Source organism: Phenylobacterium conjunctum, assembly GCF_042679085.1.
GTDB classification, from domain to species: Bacteria; Pseudomonadota; Alphaproteobacteria; order Caulobacterales; family Caulobacteraceae; genus Phenylobacterium; species Phenylobacterium conjunctum.
In genome coordinates this window covers 52,393-71,272 of sequence record NZ_JBHTLQ010000003.1, presented here as the reverse complement: position 1 = coordinate 71,272, position 18,880 = coordinate 52,393, and the positions used below count along the sequence as shown (strand labels likewise).

Below are 18,880 nucleotides of genomic sequence, written 5' to 3'. Positions count from 1 at the left end.
GAGCGACATGCGAAACATCTCGACCATGGCGGGCCTCGCGGCCCTGCTGGCCGCCTGCAGCCCGCAAAAGACCGACCAGGCTCCGGCCGCGCCCGCACCCGCCCCGGCGGCGGCCCCGGTCCAGTCCGCAGCGCCGCCCGTCCTGTCCGGCTTCTCCCACGTGAAGGGCGAAGACCTGTTCGGCTACTACATGCCGACCCAGGAGGTGAAGATCGGCGCCTACACCCTGCAGAACCTCTCGATCCTGCCCGAAGAAGACTTCGTGAAGTGGGAGGCGGGGGAGCGCACCGCCACCTCCAGCCCGATCATGCTGGACTTCGCCGACGAGAGCTCCCAGCAGGGCGAGACCGAGCTCGGCCAGCCCAACTACACTCGCACCATTCGCGTCCTGGCCAGGGCCTACAAGGTCGGCGGCGGCGACTTCCGGTTCGTCGGCGTGGATCCCGTCCTGGGTGACATCCAGATCGACGGGACCTTCAACCTCGACAAGCTGAAGGCCAATCAGGCCCAGGGGCCCAACGGCTCGGATGAACCGGTGCTGATGACCGGCGCCCGATTTGGCGCCCAGGTGTTCAAGACCCTGTCCTTCTCCTGGTTCGGCGGCGACTGAGGCCCCGGTCTCTCATCCTCTGGCGTCGGGGAGCGCGCCGCTCTATATCCCGCCTCTCCGATGACCCAAGATGACATCCGACTGAAGCGGTTGAAGTACCGCGCCTGGCACCGCGGCTTTCGCGAGGCGGACCTGATCCTCGGTCCGTTCGCGGATCGTTATGCCGAGACCTTCACGGCCGAGCAGCTCGACAGCCTCGAAGCCTTGCTGGAACACCCGGACCAGGACCTCTACGAATGGATCGTCGAGCGCACGCCCACGCCACCTGAGGTGGACGGCGAAATGATGCGCCTGATCAAGCAGTTCCGCTTTGATGCTTTCGAGTCCCGCGGGGGGCCGCATGGCGGCTGACGGCTTTCGGGCGCCCACCCAGGCCGAGACCCGCCGCATCGCCCAGGACCCGGGCCGCCTCGACCTGATCGGCGCGCCGGAGGGCTTCGACGCCCTAGTCATGGCCGACATTCTCAAGGCCCGGGGCGGCCTGGCGGTGTTCGTGGCCCGGGACGGCTCGCGCCTGTCGGCCTTCATCGACGCCTTCCGATTCTTCGCCAGCGGGGTGGATATCCTGCAGTTCCCGTCCTGGGACTGCCTGCCCTATGACCGCACCGGCCCGTCGCCGGGCGTCGCCGCCCAGCGCATGACCACCCTGGCGCGCCTAGCCCAGGGCCTGGACGCCAAGAAGCCCGTTCTGCTGGTGGCCTCCGTCGCCGCCATGATCCAGCGCGTGCCGCCCAAGGCGTCCGTGACCGGCGCCACCTGGTCCGCCCGGGTCGGCAATGTGGTCGAGATCGCCGACCTGGAGCGCTACTTCGCGGTCAACGGCTACCAGCGCGCCTCCACCGTCTCGGAGAAGGGCGAATTCGCCATCCGCGGCGGCGTGATCGACGTCTATCCGCCCAGCGCCGACGAGCCCGTCCGCCTGGACCTGTTCGGCGACACCCTGGAATCCATCCGCGCCTTCGATCCCGAGACCCAGCGCTCCACCAAGCAGCTCAAGGACGTCACCCTGCTGCCGGTGAGCGAGGCCCTGCTGGACAAGGACGCCATCGCCCGCTTCCGCCGCGGCTATGTCGAGGCCTTCGGCGCCCCCGGCGGCGATCCGCTCTACGAGACCGTCAGCGAAGGCGGCCGCCGCGCGGGCATGGAGCACTGGCTGCCCCTGTTCTATCCGGACATGGCGACCCTGTTCGACTACCTGCCGGACAACGCCCTGATCGGGGTCGACCACCTGGCCGCCGAGGCCCGCGACGAGCGGATGGCGATGATCGCCGACGCCTTCGACGCCCGCGCCCAGGCCGACCGCAAGGTGCACTATCACCCGCTTGAGCCCAGCCGCCTCTATCTCGATGACGAGGAATGGCGCGCCCGCCTGGCGGAACGCCCGACCCGCCGGTTCTCCGCCTTCAACGAGGCCGAGGGCGACACGGTGATCGACATGGGCGCCCGCCTGGGCCGCGCCTTCGTCGCCGAGCGACAGCAGGACTCGGTCAACCTGTTCGAGGCCACCGCCGATCACGCCCGCCGTCTGATCAGCGGCGGCAAGCGCGTGCTGTTCGCCTCCTGGTCCGAAGGTTCGTCCGAGCGCCTTGGCGTGATGCTGTCGGACCACGGCCTGAAGGACGCCGCCTTCGCCCCCTACTGGGACGCCGCCAAGGCAGCTGATCCGAAAAAGCCCCAGCGGGTGGTGCTGCCGCTGGACTCCGGTTTCGAGACCGAGACGCTCGCCGTCATCTCCGAAACCGACATCCTGGGCGACCGCCTGGCCCGGCCGCGCCGCCGTCGGCGCGCGTCAAACTTCCTGGCTGAGGCCTCGTCGCTCACGCCCGGCGACCTGGTGGTCCACATCGACCACGGCATCGGCCGGTATGAGGGCCTGAAGACTCTCGAGGTTCAGGGCGCGCCCCACGACTGCCTGGAGCTGCAGTACGGTGGCGAGGCCAAGCTCTACCTGCCGGTCGAGAACATCGACCTGCTGACCCGCTATGGCGCCGAAGGCGAGGGGGTCCAGCTCGACCGTCTCGGCGGCGCCGCCTGGCAGGCCCGCAAGGCCCGCGCCAAGGAACGGCTGCGCGAAATGGCGATGGGCCTGATCCGCATCGCCGCGGAGCGGGAGCTCAAGTCTACGGACCCGGTGGATCCGCCGCATGGCGTGTTCGACGAGTTCTGCGCCCGCTTCCCCTACGAGGAGACCGAGGACCAGCTGGCGGCCATCCACGAGATCCTGGAGGACCTCACCGGCGGCAAGCCGATGGATCGCCTCATCTGCGGCGACGTGGGCTTCGGCAAGACCGAGGTCGCCCTGCGCGCCGCCTTCGTCGTGGCCATGAGCGGCCAGCAGGTGGCCGTGGTCGCGCCCACGACCCTGCTCGCCCGTCAGCACTACAAGACCTTCTCCGAGCGCTTCCAGGGCTGGCCGGTGAAGGTGCGTCGCCTGTCCCGGATGGTGCCCGCCAAGGAAGCCGCCGAGACGCGCGAGGGCCTGAAGAAGGGCGAGATCGAGGTGGTGATCGGCACCCACGCGGTGTTGAGCAAGCAGGTCGAGTTCAACAATCTCGGCCTGGTCATCGTCGACGAGGAGCAGCACTTCGGGGTCAAGCACAAGGAGAAGCTCAAGGAGCTTCGCGCCGACGTGCACATGCTGACCCTGACCGCCACGCCGATTCCGCGGACCCTGCAGATGGCCCTGTCCGGCATCCGCGAGATGTCGATCATCGCCACCCCGCCGGTCGATCGCCTGGCGGTGCGCACCTACATCACCCCATTCGACGCCGTGGTCATCCGCGAGGCCCTGCTGCGCGAGAAGTATCGTGGCGGCCAGGCCTACTACGTCACCCCGCGCATTTCCGACCTGCCGGAGCTTGAGCGGTTCCTGCGCGAACAGGTGCCGGAAGTCCGCTTCGTGGTCGGTCACGGCCAGATGGCGCCGACCCAGCTCGAGGAGGTGATGACCGCCTTCTACGACGGCCAGTACGACGTGCTCCTGTCGACCACGATCGTCGAGAGCGGCCTGGATATCCCCACCGCCAACACCATGGTCATCCACCGGGCCGACATGTTCGGCCTGGCCCAGCTCTATCAGCTGCGCGGCCGGGTCGGCCGGGCCAAGGCCCGCGCCTACGCCTACATGACCACCCCGGCCGAGAAGCAGATCACCTTGTCGGCCGAGCGTCGCCTGAAGGTGCTGCAGTCCCTGGATAGCCTGGGCGCCGGCTTCCAGCTGGCCAGCCACGACCTGGACCAACGCGGCGGCGGCAACCTGCTGGGCGAGGAACAGTCCGGCCACATCCGCGAGATCGGGGTCGAGCTCTATCAGCAGATGCTGGAGGACGCGGTCGCCGAGCTGAAGATCCTGGCTGGCAAGGAAGGCCTGGTCGAGGACCGCGGCTGGTCGCCCCAGATCAACACCGGCGCGGCCGTGCTGATCCCGGAAGAGTACGTGCCGGATCTCAATGTCCGCCTGGCCCTCTATCGCCGCCTGTCCGAGGCCGAACAGTCGGGCGAGCGCGAAGCCCTCGCCGCCGAACTGATCGACCGCTTCGGGCCGCTGCCGCCCGAGGCCGGCCAGCTGCTCAAGGTCGTCGCCATCAAGGGTCTGTGCCGCGAAGCCAACGTCGCCAAGATCGACGTGGGGCCGAAGGGCGCCGTGGTCACCTTCCGCAACGACGACTTCAAGAACCCCGTCGGCCTCGTTCAGTTCGTCGCCAAGAACCAGGTCGCCTGGAAGGTCCGCCCGGACAACAAGGTGGTCGTGAAGGGCGAATGGGAGACACCTGTCCAGCGGCTCGACGCGGCTGAGAAGGTGTTGACCGAACTGGCCAAGCTGGCGGCGGCCTAGTCGCGATAGGCGCTTATGGTGTCATCCCGGAAAGCGCGCCGCGCTTGTCCGGGATCCAGACGCGCGGGGCTGTCCGGAGAGATGGGTGTCTATGGGTCCCGCACTTCCGTGGCTCCGCCACTCCATGCGGGATGACACCCGGTGTGCGGCTACAGAGCCGGTGAGTTACTTGGCCCGGGCTTCCGCGATCAACGCCCGGGCCCGGATCCAGACCTCCAGCCGCTGGGCGCAGACCAGGCCCACGGCGATCAGCAGCATAGCGTCTGTGATGTCAGCGACGGAGGCGTGCAGGGCGCCGGGGTTCTTCATCGCATAGGCCCGCAGGCCGAAGCGTAGCAGGAAGATGCCGCCTAGCAGGGCCAGGCCTACAGGCGAGACCTGGGACGTCACGGTATGGGTCTCAGGATCCACCGACAGCCGGGTCAGCCGACCACGCCACCAGCCGAGACCCGCGCCCGCGATCAGGGCCAGGGGCAACAGCACCATCCCCATCGGGCTCGGCGCGCCTTGGATGAACACAACCAGTCCGCCCAGCACCATCAGCATCAGCGGTTGAATCCACAACCGCTCAACCACCAGGGTGCGCGGCTTGGTTCCGCGCAGCATGATGATCGCCAGGACCACCAGAGGCAGGATGTAGGGCAGGGCGGCCAGGGGGCCCGAGGGCTGTGTCTCGGGCATTCTGCGTCAGACCGCTTGTTGCTGGGCCCGGGCGGCGGCCTGTTCCAGCGCCTTGCCAACCCCGTCGACGCTGCCGACCTCGGCGACGCCGATGTCAAACTCGACCACAAAGGGCGGCTTGCCGTCTCCGGCCTCGAAGGCGGTGCAGCCGATCACAGCGGCGATCCGCTCCCCCGCCGCCCGGGCCGAGGCCTGGGGGGTGGCAGGCAGGGCCAAGGCGAACACCTCCGGCCCCAGGCGGGCGGCGGTGTCCTCGACCCTGACCAGGCGGCTCACCATGGAGCCGATCTGCGGGATCGCCCGGTCGAGCCAGCCGGAACGGCGGGCCAGGGTCACTTCCTGCCGTTCCGCCACCTTGAGGACGCAGACCGAAAGGGGCCGGTTACGCTTGCGCGAGGCCTGGGCGAGCCGGCCCAAATGGGCGGCGAACAGGTCGCGCGTGAAGAGGCCGGTCGCCGCATCCATCAGGCCGGAGCTGCGGGCGCGCTCCAGGGCGCGGCGGATGGCGGTCTGGCGGCGATGGCTGCGGGCGAGCTCGATGACCCGCTTGGCGGTCTCGACCTCGGGCGTCTCGGGCGAGGCCACGTCGGACACGCCGCGATGATAGGCCTCCGACATCGTCACATAGCTTTCCTGCCGCATGTAGAGCAGGGCGGGCGTGTGATAGAGCCGGGTGTTACGGCGCATCCCCGCGGCGATGGACAGGGCTTCCTGGGAATTGTCGCCGGCCCACAGCACCACGGCGTCGAACGGCCGCTCGTGCAGATAGTCGAAAGCCGTATAGGCGGTGAACGCGCCCACCACCTCTGCGCCCGACCGGGTCAGGGCGTTGGACAGAGCCAGGAACTGCGGCGCGGGCTCGCCGATGGCCAGGATATGGAACGGGGTCGGATCCGGCTCCGGCATCTCCAGCCGACGGCCGCGCTCGGCGAAGGTCTCCAGCCGCAGCTCGAACTCCTCCTCGGCGACAGCCATCCGCACCAGGGTCTCCAGGCGCAGGACCAGTTGCGCCGGGTGAACCGGTGGGGCCAGGGTCAGGTCGAAACCGAAGGCGTCCAGTTCGGGACCCGGATCGCCGATGGCGATCACCGGCAAACGCCGCGGCGCGCAGGCGGCCCGCAGACGCCGCGCCAAGGTCAGGGCTTCCTGGCCGCTGCTGCGCAGATCAACAATGGCGGCCTCGACCGCCAGATCGCCCAGGGCCGCAATGGCCGCATAGGGCCCGCGAGCCGTGACCGTGCGCCAGCCGAGCCGATCCAGGCCCTCGGCGAGGGGACCCGCCAGGGCGTCGTCACGCGCAACAATCAACACCCGCGCATGGACGCCGACGGCCATTCCCTGCAATCCCTGACTCGACTAGACCCTGCGACCCGACCTCAGACTGAATCGCAACCGGTCTAGATTATACAGTGCCGGGCCTTGGCGCGAGGGCGCGCTGACGATGGCCGCTACGGGAGTTGGACATGGAACGCATTCTGGACGGGCAGACCGCCATCGTGACCGGCGCCTCGGGCGGCCTGGGCGCGCACTTCGCCCGTGTCCTCGCCCGTGCGGGAGCCAAGGTGGCGGTCACCGCGCGGCGGATCGAGTTGGTCGAAGCCCTGGCTGGCGAGATCGCCGCTGAGGGCGGCCAGGCCATGGCCCTGCGTCTGGATGTCGCGGACGCCCACGCCATCGCCCCAGCCTTCGCCGAGATTGAAGCCGCGCTCGGCCCGCTCTCCATCCTGGTCAACAACGCCGGCGTCGGGGGCGAGGGCCTGGCCATGGACCTCAGCATCGAGGACTGGGACCGCACCTTCGACGTCAATGTCCGCGGGGTGTTCTTCGCCGCCCAGGCCGCCGCCCGGATGATGCGCGCCAACGGAACCGCGGACGCGGGTCTCTCCCGGATCATCAACATCGCCTCGGTGGCCAGCTTCACCGTCCTGCCCGGCCTGTCGGCCTACAACGCCTCGAAGTCCGCCGCCGCCATGCTGACCAAGAGCCTGGCGCGCGAATGGTCGCGCTATGGCATCGCGGTGAACGCCATCTGCCCCGGCTATATCGAGACCGACATCAACGCCGACTGGTTCAAGACCGAGGGCGGGCAGAAGCAGGTCAAGGGTTTCCCGCGCCGGCGGCTGATGGACGCCACCGACCTCGACGCGCCGCTCCTGATGCTCGCCGGTCCCGCCGCGCGGGCCATTTCCGGCTCGCTGTTCACCATCGACGACGGCCAGTCGCTGCCCGGTGGCGGCTGAGGCTTGGCTGACCGGACGGAAGCGGGGCTAGATCAGCCCAAACCCCAAGGGAGAGAGACATGCGCCAGGGACCGCTGACAGGCCTGAAGATCGTGGAATTCGCCGGCATCGGGCCTGGGCCCTTCTGCGGCATGCTGCTGTCCGACCTCGGGGCGGACGTGGTCCGCATCGACCGCAAGGGCCAGGGCCGCGCCTCGCCGGCCGACATCACCTCGCGCGGCCGCCGCTCAATCGGCCTGGACCTGAAGAACCCGGCCTCCATCGAGACCTGCCTGAAGCTGTTCGAGACCGCCGACGTGGTGTTCGAGGGCTTCCGCCCCGGCGTGATGGAGCGCCTGGGCCTCGGCCCGGACGTCGCCCTGAAGCGCAATCCGAAGCTGGTCTATGGCCGCATGACCGGCTGGGGCCAGTTCGGGCCCTACGCCCAGGCCGCCGGCCACGACATGAACTACATCGCCATCACCGGCGCCCTGCACGCCATCGGCACCAAGGACAAGCCGGTCCCGCCGCTGAACCTGGTCGGCGACTTCGGCGGCGGCGCCCTCTATCTCGCCTTCGGCATCCTGGCCGGGGTGATCCAGGCCCGCGAAACCGGCAAGGGCCAGGTCATCGACTGCGCCATGAGCGACGGCGCGGCCTCGCTGATGGCCATGTTCTACGGCTTCAAGGCCGGCGGCGGCTGGACCGAGGAGCGTCGCTCCAACCTGCTCGACGGCGGCGCGCACTTCTACGACACCTACCAGTGCGCCGACGGCAAGTGGATCTCCATCGGCTCCATCGAGCCCCAGTTCTACGCGCTGCTTCTGGAAAAGACCGGGATCACCGACCCGGCCTTTGCGGCCCAGATGAACCGCGGTGAATGGGACAACCTGCGCGCCAAGCTGGCCGAGGTGATCGCCACCAAGACCCAGAGCCAGTGGTGCGAGATCATGGACGGCACCGACGTCTGTTTCGCCCCGGTCCTCGACCTGGATGAGGCGCCCAAGCACAAGCACAACGTCGCCCGCCAGACCTTCGTCGAACTGGGCGGTGTGGTTCAGCCGGCGCCCGCGCCGCGCTTCTCTGAAACCCCCGGCGCGATCCAGGGTCCGCCGCCGGCCATCGGCGCCCATGACGTGGAAGCGCTCAGCGACTGGGGCTTCAGCAAGTACGCCATCGACGCCCTGAAATCCGCCGGCGCCCTGAACGCCTAGGATCTAGCGCCCATGAAAAAGGCCGCTCCGGATCGCTCCGGGGCGGCCTTCGTCATATCTGGGCCTGAACCGTGATCAGGACTTCGGCGCGCTGATCACCGGCAGGCTTTCCAGCGCCTTCTTCTGAGCCTCATGCTCGTCGGCGGGCAGGGGGATCAGGCCGCGTTCCTGCAGGTAGCCGCCCTTACCGGTCGCCGCGTCGGAGACGAAGGCCTGGACGAATTCCTTCAGGCCCGGCGTCACGCCGATATTGGCCTTCTTCACGTAGATATAGAGCGAGCGGGACAGGGGATATTCGCCGCTGGAGATGGTGGCGAAGGTGGGCGCGACGCCGTGAACCTTGGCGCCCTTCACCTTGTCCATGTTGTTCTCGAGGAACGAGTAGCCGAACACGCCCAGCGAATGCGGGGTCTTCTCCAGGGTCTGGACGATGGCGTTGTCGTTCTCGCCGGCGTCAACCCAGGCGCCGTCGCTGCGCACGGTGTGGCTCTTGGACTTGAAGCCGTCCTCGTCGGAGGCCTTCAGGGCGGCCAGCAGCTTGCCCGCGCCCTTTTCCAGGGCCAGCTCGCTGAAAGCGTCGCGGGTGCCGGAGGTCGGCGGCGGGCCATAGACCAGGATGGGCTCGTTCGGCAGGGCCGGATCGACCTGGTTCCAGGTCTTGTTCGCATTGGCCTTGAACCCAGCGCCGTCCGGCAGCTCGGCGGCGAGACCCTTATAAAGCGCCTCCTGGGTTAGGTCGTAGTTCGGACCCGACTTGGCGCTGGCCACGACGATACCGTCAAAGCCGATCTTGACCTCGACGATCTCGGTGACGCCGTTGGCGGCGCACTTCTCGAACTCCGACTTCTTGATGGCGCGCGAGGCCGTGGCGATGTCCGGATAGGCCTGGCCCGTACCGCCGCAGAACAGCTTGAAGCCGCCGCCGGTGCCCAGGGATTCGACCTTGGCGGGCCGGCCGCCCGTCGTGCGGGCGACGTTTTCCGCCACGCGGGTGGCGAACGGGAAGACGGTGGAAGAGCCCGCGGCCCAGACGGCGCTGCGGCCACTGGCGGACTTGGGCGCGGAGTTGGAGCCGCCGGATTGCCCGCAGGCAGCCACCAGCAGCGCCGCGCTGACGGACAGGAGAAGGGTTGGCTTCATGGATCGGTCCCTGACTTGCGGCGCGCGTCAACGCGCCCGGTTTGTTCCCGACGCCCCCCGGAGTCGGCCACAGGGCCGGGTGTATTGAAACCGGCTGGTCCCGCCAAGTCCCGTGAACCTTCCAAGACAGTCCCATTCAGCCTGGGTTCAGGCGCAAAGGCCGACGGTGTCCCCAGGTTGGTCGCCGCACATTCCCGTCCCTCACGTGGCGGCCGACCCCGATGGAAGACACGCCCATCGACGGCGCGCCGCCCCTCCCGGCGGCGCGCCGTAATCATTCTGGCCCTTGCCATAGGCGCGCGGCTTGCCCAGGGTCCGCGCATGTCGCTTCGGACGAGCTTGCAGCGCCTGCGCGCGGTGAATTGGGACCCCGTGCACTGGCTGCGGCTGACGGCGTCCACCCTGGCCAAGTCCCTGACCCGCCTTTGGGGCAGGGATGTCATGCTCTATGTGGGCGGGGTCTCGTTCTTCGCCATGCTGGCGGTGTTCCCGGGCCTGTCGATCATTGTCGGGGTCTACAGCCTTGTGGCCGATCCCGCCGCGGCGACCCACCAGGCCGAGGTCATGTCCCGCCTCATGCCCGCCGGCGCCCGCGGCCTGTTCGCCGAGGAACTGGCGCGGCTGGCCCATACGCCCCTACGCGCCATCTCCACCCAATCGGGCATCGCCCTGATCATCGGCGGCTACGCCTCGCACCGCGGGTTCAAGGCCCTGCTGGCCGGCCTGTCCTTCATCCATGACGAGGACGCGCCTCGCGGCTTCCTGGGCTTCAACATCATGGCCCTGCTGGTGCTGATCGCGGCCATCGTGCTGCTGGCCTTCCTGTCTGGCGTGTTCCTCTACCTGCGCTTCATCGCCGCGGCCTTTGACCTGACGCCCCTGCGCGGCGTGCCCTGGCTGTTCAGCGAATGGACCTGGGCCAGCTTCGGCATCACCCTGGCCATGAGCCTGATCTATCGCTTCGCCATGTCGTCCAAGCCCGTGGCCTGGGCGGCCTCGATCATCGGCGGCGGCTCAGCCGCCATCCTCAGCATGTTCATGTCCTGGGCCAGCGCCTTCTATGTGGAGCAGATCGCGCACCTGGGCGCGACCTACGGCTCGGTGGCGGCCGTCGTGGTGTTCCTGATCTGGCTGTCCTGGAACGTGAACGCGGTCTTTTTCGGCGGCGCCCTGGCGACAGAGATCGAACTGGCCATGGACGCCCACAGCGCCAAGGCCTAGCCGCCGGTTGGCGCCCGCCCAACGCGGAAGCTCAGCACGCCGTCGGCCTCCGCCTTCTCCAGCACCACAAATCCGGCCCCGGCGGCGAAGTGGGGCACGTCAATACGCGCCAGGGGGTCGTCGGCCAGCAACCGAACCACGGCGCCGTCGGGCGCGGTCTCCAGGGCGCGGCGCAGCCTCAGGGTCGGGACAGGGCACCTGTGCCCCCGCGCGTCGACCAGGATGTCGTCTTGGCTCATGCCTCGCCATACCCCGCCCCGCGAGGGGTGCGCACCCCAATTCTACCCGCTCCGCTTAGTGGACGGGCCGTAAACCCCCGCGCAACCTGTCCAGCCTAGGTTGTGGAATCAACACTGGCCGACTGCGATGCGATCCCTCTCAAGACGATTCCTGATCAGCGTCGGGCTGATGTCGGCGGTCGTGACCATTCTGGGCGCGACGGCGGCCTTCTTCGTGTTTCAGCAAGACCTGACGCGCCGCCAGATCGCCTTCCTGGGCGACTACGTGCGCGAACGCAGCAGCAATGTGGAGCGCCGGTTCAACAAGCTCTCCAGCCTGCAGGCCGCCGCAGGCGTGGAGCTCGCCACCCGCTACCGTCACATGACGCATGCTGAGGCTGAGCGCTTGGCCGAGGAGTATTTCCCGCGCCGCCCCGATGGGACCGGCCGCAGCACCGACGAGTATTTCGACGGCCACAAGACCTTCTCCGGACGCTGGATCTACGGCATGGGGGCCTACATCTCGCGTCGGGACCAGATGACGCCGGAGGAGCTCCGGGTCATGGCCGCCGCCTTCTCGGTCGTGTCGGACTTCGGCCAGGCGGCGCACATCGACTACGACAACTTCTACTTCTTCACCCCGGCCACCCGGGTGGCGATCTTCGGGCCCGACCGTCCGGACCGGCTGATGTTCTATCGTCGCCAGGCGCCGGCGACCCTGGACATCAGCAAGGAGGAGATGGCCCAGATCACCTTGCCGGGCTCCGATCCCACCCACGCGACCCGCTGCACCAATCTTCAGCGCCTGATCCAGGACACCAAGGGCCAGCGTCTGGCCACCGGCTGCATCACGCCGATCTATGTGGACGGCCGTTATGTCGGCTCCTTCGGCTCGACCCTTGAGCTCACGGGGTTCTTCCTCAACGCTGTCCGCACGACCCTGCCAGGCGCCTCAAACCTGGTGGTGACCAGCAAGGGCGAATTGATCGCCTCGCCCGGCTTTGACCGCCCCGGGATGGCGTCGGAAGCCACAGTGCGAACCTATGAGAAGTCCCTGGGCCTGAACGCGCTGGTCGCCGCCATCCGCAAGGATGGGCGGGCCCACGGGGTGATCTCCAGCCCGGATGGCCGCCAGATCGTCGCCTATGGCCGCCTGGACGGGCCGGACTGGTACCTGATGATGACCTATCCGAAGGCCGCGGTGGCCCAGTCGGCGGCCCGGTCAGCGTCGTGGGTGCTGGTGCTCGGCGCCCTGGCGTCCCTTGCCCAGACCATACTGGTGGTGGTGCTGGCGCGCAGGACCATTGTGCGGCCCCTGCAGGACCTGGCCCAGAGCTGCGCGCCCGACCAGGCCGACGCCGCCCAGACCGACGCCATCGAGATCCGCAATGATGAGCTCGGCCTGCTGGCCCGCGCCCTGCGGGCCGAGCGGGAGAAGACCGAGAGCGTGCTGGCCTCGCTGGAGGACCGGGTCCAGGCCCGCACGGCCGAGCTTGAGCGCGCCAACGCCGAGAAGTCGCGGTTCCTGGCCAATATGAGCCACGAGCTGCGCACCCCGCTCAATGGCGTCATCGCCCTGTCGGAGACCCTGGCCGGGGAGCAACGGACCAACCGGGGCCGCGAGCTAGCCAGCCTGATCGCCTCGTCAGGCCGCCTGCTGGAACAGGTGCTGACCGACATCCTGGACTTCTCCAAGATCGAGACCGGCGAGATCCAGCTGGCCGACGAGCCCTTCCAGATGGAGGTCGTGGTCAAGCGGATCGCCGAACTGCATCGCGCCGCGGCCGAAGCCAAGGGTCTGACCTTCAGCTGGCATGTGGCCCCCGAGGCCCAGGGCGGCTTCCGCGGCGACGAGGTGCGCCTCACCCAGGTGCTGTCGAACCTGCTGTCCAACGCGGTGAAATTCACGGTCGCGGGCTCGGTGGAGCTCAAGGTCTCCATGGCCGGGGATCAGGTGCGGTTCGCGGTCGCGGACACCGGAATCGGATTTGACGAGGATGTCCGGGCCCGTCTGTTCCGGCGCTTCGAACAGGCCGACGCCTCCATCCGCCGCCGGTTCGGCGGCACGGGCCTGGGCCTGGCGATCAGCCGGTCGCTGGTCGAGCTGATGGGCGGCGGCATCGACGTGGTCAGCGTACCGGGGGAGGGCTCGACCTTCGCCTTCCTGCTGCCGCTGGCGCGGACCTCAGGCGCCGCGGCCTCGGAGCCCGCCGGCCCGCAAGTGCGCCTGGATATCGCCGGCGCCCGCGTCCTGTTGGCTGAGGATCACCCCACCAACCAGAAGGTCGTGCAACTGATCCTGCAGTCGGTCGGCATTGACCCGGTCATCGTCGAGAACGGCGCGTTGGCCCTGGCGGAGCTGCGGGAACAGACCTTCGACATCGTGCTGATGGACATGCAGATGCCGGAACTGGACGGCCTCAGCGCCACCGCTCAACTTCGGGAGTACGAGCGGGCGAAGGGGCTTGCGCCGACCCCTGTGGTGATGCTCACCGCCAACGCTCTGGATGAGCATGTCCGGGCCAGTCATGACGCCGGCGCCGACCGCCACCTGGCCAAACCGATCCGCGCGGCGGTCCTGCTGGACACCATCGTCGAACTTATGGCCACCCGATCTGCTGCACCGGACCAGCCCCTGGCCCAGGCCGACCAAGCTTAGGGCTGAGCCAGGCTCTCGATATAGGCGGTCAGGCTGCGGATATCCTCGCGGCTGATCGGCTGGGGCGGCATCTCATAGTGGCCCTGCTTGGCGATCTCGCTCAGACGGTCTTCAAGGCTGATCTCATTGTAGCGCCCGGCGATGACGACAAAGCGCGGCGCCCCGGCGTTGCGGCTGTCCTCGCCGGTCGCCACGCCGTGGCAGCGGGCGCAGGTGTCATGCGCAATGGCCTGGCCCCGCTGCAGGGCAGGGTCCGGCGGTCCGGCCAGGGCGGGAAGGGCGCACCCCGCGGCGAGGGCGAAGACGAGAACGGTCAGGCGAGAGCGCATGGGCGCCTCCAGGCTGCAAGACAACAAAACTACACCCCGCACCTTGCGCGGGGCATGACCCACATCAACCGGCCTATCGCTTCGCCGCCAGGATATCGCCCAGCCGATCCGGCGCGCCGGCCACCCGCTCGAAGCGCGGATAGCGCAGGCCGTCATGGTACGGGATGGCTGTGACACGGTAGCGATCCCCCGACTTGATGATCAGCTCCAGGGGCGCGGCGGAGCCCTTGGCCGCCGTGACCGCCGCCTTCAGGCGATCCCCGTCAAAGGCGACGCCATTCACAGCGACGATCTTCTCGCCATCGACCAGCCCGGCCTTGAACGCCGGTCCGTCCCATTGCACCGCCGTGACCTCGCCCTCCCGATTGACGCTCACCCCTAAGGAGAAGGTCAGGTCCGTGATCTTGCGGCGCGTCTCATTGCCGATGAAGTAGGCGGTGGGCTTTTCGGCATAGACCAGCCGGTAGCCGCCCCGCGCCACCCCATCCAGCGGCGCGCCGGGACCGTGGCTGGCCAGGCGGGTCTTCAGGAATCCGCTCCAGTCATAGGGCTGCACTGCATTCAGGGTCGCGACCACGTCCTCGAACCGATAGGTCAGCTGGCCCCAATCCCCATCATTCACCCCGAAGAAGGCACGGGCGAAATCGTCCAGGGACTTCTTCCCCCCCGACAGCTCGCGGATCAGGGTGTCGGCGTCCAGCCAGATCAGCAGGCCTTCCGAGTAATAGTCCTCGCTGCGCTGCCAGCTGGTCCAGGGCAGGGGACGGCGCGCGGCGATGATCGGGTCATTGGTGGTGTCGCTCATCTGGCGCCAGGCGCGCCCGACCCGGTAGTCATAGGTGGCCGCCGTCAGGGCCAGGCCATCGAGCGCATCCTGGCGCGACAAGAGTCCGGAGCGGGCCGACAGCACCTGGCCCCAATACTGGGTCTGGCCCTCATAGACCCACAGCAGGCTGTCCCGCATCGGCGTCGTGAAGTCCGGAGTCCATAGGTCGGCCGGTCGACGGTACTTGCCGTTCCAGGAGTGGGTGTATTCGTGCGGCAGCAGTTCCCTGGCCGACGGGACCCGATCCCAATCCAGGAAGTAGCGGGGCAGGGTGCCGTTCTCGCTCGACCTCTGGTGCTCGACGCCGATGCCGCCCAGACGGTCGCTCAGGGCGAGCAGGAAATCGTAATGGTCATAATGTCGCGCCCCGAACAGCCGGTCGGCCTGGGCCACCACGGCCCGGTGCAGGGCGATCTGCTGCGGTGAAGCCTCCAACAGCTCCGGATCATCGGCGAAGACGTTCAGGGTCACGCGCGACCGGCCGCCCGGATCGAGGTCGATCTTGCGCCCCCACCGGCCGGCGAACATCGGCGAATCCACCAGAGTGTCGAAGCCGACGGGCTTGAAGGTGACCACGCCGTCCTTGACGCTCTCGGTCTCCAGGGCCACGCCGTAGGTCCAATTCTCCGGCAGGCGAATGCTCGGCTGGATCCGGATCTGGCGCGTGAAATAGCCGGCCGGGTACAAGGCCATGTTGTTCCACTGCACATTCATCATCTCCGGCGTGACGACGATGCGGCCCTGGTCCCCGGCGGTCGGCGAAAGATACTGGAACTCCAGGTCCAGGCGCTCAGCGCCCGCGGGGACGACCACGTGGAAGGCGCCCATCTCCACCGGATCGCGGCTCCACTCCAGCCGCTGACCGCCGGCCGTGATGATCAGCCCCGCCAGGGCGTGCAGTTCCCCGGCCGCCCAGTGCTTGCCCGGCAGCCAACGGGGAAACAGCAGCGTCATGGGGCCCGGCCCCGACACCGGAATCTGTTGTCGGACCTTGAAGATCCGACGATCGAGGTCCGTGGCGTCCACCGACAAGGTCAGCAGACCCGGATAGGGCGTATCCCGCGCCGCCGGGATATGAGCCGGGAAGGGGAGCGGGCTGGGGGCGGACTGTATGGAGGCAGACTGGGCGAAAGCAGAATGGGCCAGGGCGAGACTGGACGACAGGCAGATCGCCGCCGCGAGCAGGACGCGTTTCAATTGAGCGTTTCCCGAATGGAGCGACATTAATGCGTCGCGATTTTGTTACAGGAATTACGCGGGCCTCGTTCAGGTGTCGATCAAAGGTTCAACAAACCTAGTTCTTCGTCATGCTCTTGGCGTAGCTTGAGCTTTCCGCGTAGGGTCGGTTTGGCTATGTGCGGAGCGATTCACGCGGGTTTGCGTTTCGCTGTGCGCTTTGAGTGGCTTGGGGCAGGAGAGAACATATGAGTGGCCTTGCCGCCGCCGGTCCTGAGGACATGGCGCGCCTCCTGGCTCTGGGTGAACTTCTCGGCCGCCCAGCGATTGCTTTCGATGAGTTCCCGTTGCGGAAGTTGGTGCGTAACCGTCGGATCCTGGTCACGGGCGCCGGCGGGTCGATCGGTTCGGAACTGGTGCGTCAGATCGCGGCCCTGGGTCCGGGTCACCTGACCCTGATCGAAAACTCCGAGTTCAACCTCTACGCCATCGACCAGTACCTGCGGGAACATCGGCCGGAGGTTTCGCGGACCTCGGTGTTCTGCGACATTCGGGACCGCAACGTCCTGGATGACTGGTTCACCCGCGAGCAGCCGGACGTGGTCTTCCACGCCGCGGCGCTGAAGCACGTCCCGATGGCGGAAGACCATCCGCTGGAATCCATCCGCACGAACCTGTTGGGTGCGCGCCACGTGGCCGACGCCTGCCAGTCGCACAATGTGGGCGTCATGGTCTTTGTCTCCACCGACAAGGCCGTGAACCCGAGCAGCGTCATGGGCGCCGCCAAACGCGCCGCCGAAGCCTATTGCCAGGCCATGGACCTGGAAGCCGGCCCGACCCGGTTTGTCTCCGTCCGGTTCGGCAATGTGCTGGGCTCGTCCGGCTCGGTCGCGCCGCTGTTCCAGCGCCAGATCGCCGAGGGCGGCCCGATCACCCTGACCCACCCCGACGTCAGCCGCTATTTCATGACGCTGGGCGAGGCGGTGTCCCTGCTGCTGCAGGCCGCGACCCTGCGCGAAATGCCCAGTGAAGTGCGCGGCGGCGTCTATGTGATGGATATCGGCGACCCGATCCGTATCGCCGACCTGGCCCGGCTGATGATCCGCATGTCCGGTCGCCGACCGGAACAAGACATCGAAGTCCGTGTGATCGGCCTGCGCCCCGGCGAAAAGCTCGACGAGGAACTGATCCACCCCGACGAGGACCGCATCCTGCGCACCGCCTCAGGCCTCAGCCTGGTCGGTCCCCGCACCATGGCCCTGGACGCCCTGCGCGCCTGCTTCGACCGGATGCAGGACGCCGTGACCCGGCTGGACCGCGAGGCCGCCATCACGCACCTGCGCGAGATCGTCCCGGAGTTCGAGCCCATCGGATCGGAAACGGGCCTGCCGTCAGCCGTAAACAGCTGATTCAATAGAGATTTATGAAATTTTCTCGGCCTAGCCGGGCGCCAGGAAACCGTTCGTCCATGTTGACGTCAAACATGGCGCAGGCGGGCGAGGCTTGGCGGAGGGGGTGGGATTCGAACCCACGGTAGGCTTCCACCTACGGCGGTTTTCAAGACCGCTGCCTTAAACCACTCGGCCACCCCTCCGGAGCGCGCCGCTATAGCAGAACCTTCAGGCCGGGGGCGAGCCCCAAGACGGCCGCGCGGACAGACTTAACGAATTAACCACGCCGCTTAACCCTGGTTCAAACCTCTTGGCCCATCCTGCTGGATGAAAAACCGCCTGTGAGGGAGGGGCTGAGATGGCGTTGAACAGCTTTGCGATGCGGACGCGGACCCTGGTGGTCCTGGTCCCGGCCGTGGCGACCCTGGCCGCCTGCGCCACGCCCCAGCCGAGGCTTGCGGCGCGCCTGCCGGCGGCCAAGGGCGACCTGCCGACGGGAGTGGGCGGCCGCTACAAGGTTGGCGATCCCTACCAGGTGGCCGGCGTCTGGTACGTGCCGAAGGAGCAGCCGAACTACGACGAGACCGGCATGGCCTCCTGGTACGGCGATGAGTTCAACATGAAGGCCACCGCCAATGGTGAGATCTTCGACATGACGGCCCTGTCGGCGGCGCACACGACCCTGCCACTGCCGTCCATTGTCGAGGTCACGAACCTGGACAACGGCCGAAAGCTCCAGGTGCGGGTGAACGACCGCGGACCCTTTGTCGGCGGCCGGTTGATCGACCTCAGCCACGCGGCGGCCCGCGAACTGGGTTACGACCAGAAGGGCTTGGCGCGGGTTCGCGTCCGCTATGTGGGACCGGCGCCCCTGGGCGGCTCGGACGTCCGCTACGCCGCTAATTCGGGCCGTCCCGCCTATCCCACGACCGCGCCGCTCGCGCCCGCGGCCCCGGTAGCGGTCGCGGCGATGCCGGCCTTTGTTCCGCCCCAGCCCATGGCGGTCGCGGCTGCGCCCCTGGCCCCCGCGACACCGGCGGCCCAGCCACAAGGCGCCTCGTCCCCCTCAGCTCCCGTCTTTGCAGCCGGCGGCGCCTCGGGCCTTTATCGCGTCCAGGCCGGCGCCTTCAGCGACGCAGGCAACGCCCAGCGCGTGGCCGGCCAGCTGGGCGGCGGCGCCGTGGTTGAGCCGATCCAGCGTAATGGGACCACGCTCTATCGCGTCGTCCTGCAGAGCACCGCCGACGAGGGCGAGGCCTGGGCGCTGCGGGATCGCGTGGCCGCCTCCGGCTATGGCGACGCCCGGGTTCTGCGGCCCTAGTCTTCCCTGGACAAACCGCGCAAAGCGGCCATCTTGCGCC

General features: G+C 68.1%; 15 protein-coding genes and 1 tRNA gene. 9 read left to right on the top strand and 7 right to left on the bottom strand.

What is annotated here, in order from left to right; genetic code table 11:
- Nucleotides 1–7 precede the first annotated feature (7 nt).
- The 3 genes from ACFQ27_RS01925 to mfd are packed head-to-tail and all read left to right on the top strand — an operon-like array spanning nt 8 to nt 4,445.
- Complete coding sequence (locus tag ACFQ27_RS01925) at nt 8–610, top strand: hypothetical protein (RefSeq protein WP_377352180.1); 603 nt, start codon at nt 8–10, stop codon at nt 608–610.
- A 60-nt stretch (nt 611–670) separates the two neighbouring features.
- On the top strand, nt 671–961 hold the full coding sequence (locus ACFQ27_RS01920; RefSeq protein ID WP_374576461.1) for an FAD assembly factor SdhE: 291 nt from the start codon (nt 671–673) through the stop codon (nt 959–961).
- Nucleotides 951–4,445, top strand: a complete 3,495-nt coding sequence (gene mfd, locus ACFQ27_RS01915) for a transcription-repair coupling factor (RefSeq protein ID WP_377352179.1) — start codon at nt 951–953, stop codon at nt 4,443–4,445. The genes ACFQ27_RS01920 and mfd overlap by 11 nt, the downstream gene beginning before the upstream one ends.
- 165 nt (nt 4,446–4,610) lie before the next feature.
- On the opposite strand, the gene ACFQ27_RS01910 is transcribed toward mfd, so the two are convergent.
- A complete protein-coding gene (locus ACFQ27_RS01910; protein WP_377352178.1) occupies nt 4,611–5,126 on the bottom strand; it encodes a hypothetical protein in 516 nt (171 codons plus the stop codon).
- Nucleotides 5,127–5,132: 6 nt separating this feature from the next.
- Nucleotides 5,133–6,461, bottom strand: a complete 1,329-nt coding sequence (locus ACFQ27_RS01905) for a diguanylate cyclase domain-containing protein (RefSeq protein WP_374346641.1) — start codon at nt 6,459–6,461, stop codon at nt 5,133–5,135.
- Between the two features lie 128 nt (nt 6,462–6,589).
- Here ACFQ27_RS01905 and ACFQ27_RS01900 point away from each other — a divergent pair, with 128 nt between their 5' ends.
- Together ACFQ27_RS01900 and ACFQ27_RS01895 are read left to right on the top strand one after the other, a co-directional pair.
- Nucleotides 6,590–7,366 (top strand): SDR family NAD(P)-dependent oxidoreductase, encoded by a 777-nt coding sequence (locus ACFQ27_RS01900; RefSeq protein WP_374346642.1) that lies wholly within the window; start codon nt 6,590–6,592, stop codon nt 7,364–7,366.
- Nucleotides 7,367–7,425: 59 nt separating this feature from the next.
- Nucleotides 7,426–8,559 carry a CaiB/BaiF CoA transferase family protein gene (locus tag ACFQ27_RS01895; protein ID WP_377352177.1) on the top strand — a complete coding sequence of 378 codons (1,134 nt, stop codon included), beginning with the start codon at nt 7,426–7,428 and terminating at the stop codon, nt 8,557–8,559.
- Nucleotides 8,560–8,634: 75 nt separating this feature from the next.
- On the opposite strand, the gene ACFQ27_RS01890 is transcribed toward ACFQ27_RS01895, so the two are convergent.
- Complete coding sequence (locus ACFQ27_RS01890) at nt 8,635–9,699, bottom strand: substrate-binding domain-containing protein (RefSeq protein WP_377352176.1); 1,065 nt, start codon at nt 9,697–9,699, stop codon at nt 8,635–8,637.
- A 321-nt stretch (nt 9,700–10,020) separates the two neighbouring features.
- Between ACFQ27_RS01890 and ACFQ27_RS01885 the strand changes: the two genes are divergently transcribed.
- Nucleotides 10,021–10,920 carry a YihY/virulence factor BrkB family protein gene (locus tag ACFQ27_RS01885; RefSeq protein WP_374346645.1) on the top strand — a complete coding sequence of 300 codons (900 nt, stop codon included), beginning with the start codon at nt 10,021–10,023 and terminating at the stop codon, nt 10,918–10,920.
- On the opposite strand, the gene ACFQ27_RS01880 is transcribed toward ACFQ27_RS01885, so the two are convergent.
- Nucleotides 10,917–11,159 carry a sulfurtransferase TusA family protein gene (locus ACFQ27_RS01880; RefSeq protein WP_377352175.1) on the bottom strand — a complete coding sequence of 81 codons (243 nt, stop codon included), beginning with the start codon at nt 11,157–11,159 and terminating at the stop codon, nt 10,917–10,919. The genes ACFQ27_RS01885 and ACFQ27_RS01880 overlap by 4 nt on opposite strands.
- Before the next feature lie 169 nt (nt 11,160–11,328).
- Between ACFQ27_RS01880 and ACFQ27_RS01875 the strand changes: the two genes are divergently transcribed.
- On the top strand, nt 11,329–13,797 hold the full coding sequence (locus ACFQ27_RS01875; protein ID WP_374346647.1) for an ATP-binding protein: 2,469 nt from the start codon (nt 11,329–11,331) through the stop codon (nt 13,795–13,797).
- Here the strand turns inward: ACFQ27_RS01875 and ACFQ27_RS01870 are convergent.
- Nucleotides 13,794–14,126 (bottom strand): c-type cytochrome, encoded by a 333-nt coding sequence (locus tag ACFQ27_RS01870; RefSeq protein WP_374346648.1) that lies wholly within the window; start codon nt 14,124–14,126, stop codon nt 13,794–13,796. The genes ACFQ27_RS01875 and ACFQ27_RS01870 overlap by 4 nt on opposite strands.
- A gap of 73 nt (nt 14,127–14,199) precedes the next feature.
- The gene (locus ACFQ27_RS01865; RefSeq protein WP_377352174.1) at nt 14,200–16,176 is read right to left on the bottom strand and encodes a M61 family metallopeptidase; all 1,977 of its coding nucleotides are present in this window, start codon (nt 16,174–16,176) and stop codon (nt 14,200–14,202) included.
- Between the two features lie 200 nt (nt 16,177–16,376).
- On the opposite strand from ACFQ27_RS01865, the gene ACFQ27_RS01860 reads away from it, so the two are divergent.
- Nucleotides 16,377–17,537, top strand: a complete 1,161-nt coding sequence (locus tag ACFQ27_RS01860; RefSeq protein WP_374346650.1) for an SDR family NAD(P)-dependent oxidoreductase — start codon at nt 16,377–16,379, stop codon at nt 17,535–17,537.
- 95 nt (nt 17,538–17,632) lie between these two features.
- On the opposite strand, the gene ACFQ27_RS01855 is transcribed toward ACFQ27_RS01860, so the two are convergent.
- Nucleotides 17,633–17,722: transfer RNA gene (locus tag ACFQ27_RS01855), tRNA-Ser, on the bottom strand.
- 155 nt (nt 17,723–17,877) lie between these two features.
- On the opposite strand from ACFQ27_RS01855, the gene ACFQ27_RS01850 reads away from it, so the two are divergent.
- On the top strand, nt 17,878–18,840 hold the full coding sequence (locus tag ACFQ27_RS01850) for a septal ring lytic transglycosylase RlpA family protein (RefSeq protein WP_374346651.1): 963 nt from the start codon (nt 17,878–17,880) through the stop codon (nt 18,838–18,840).
- The last annotated feature ends 40 nt before the right edge of the window (nt 18,841–18,880 follow it).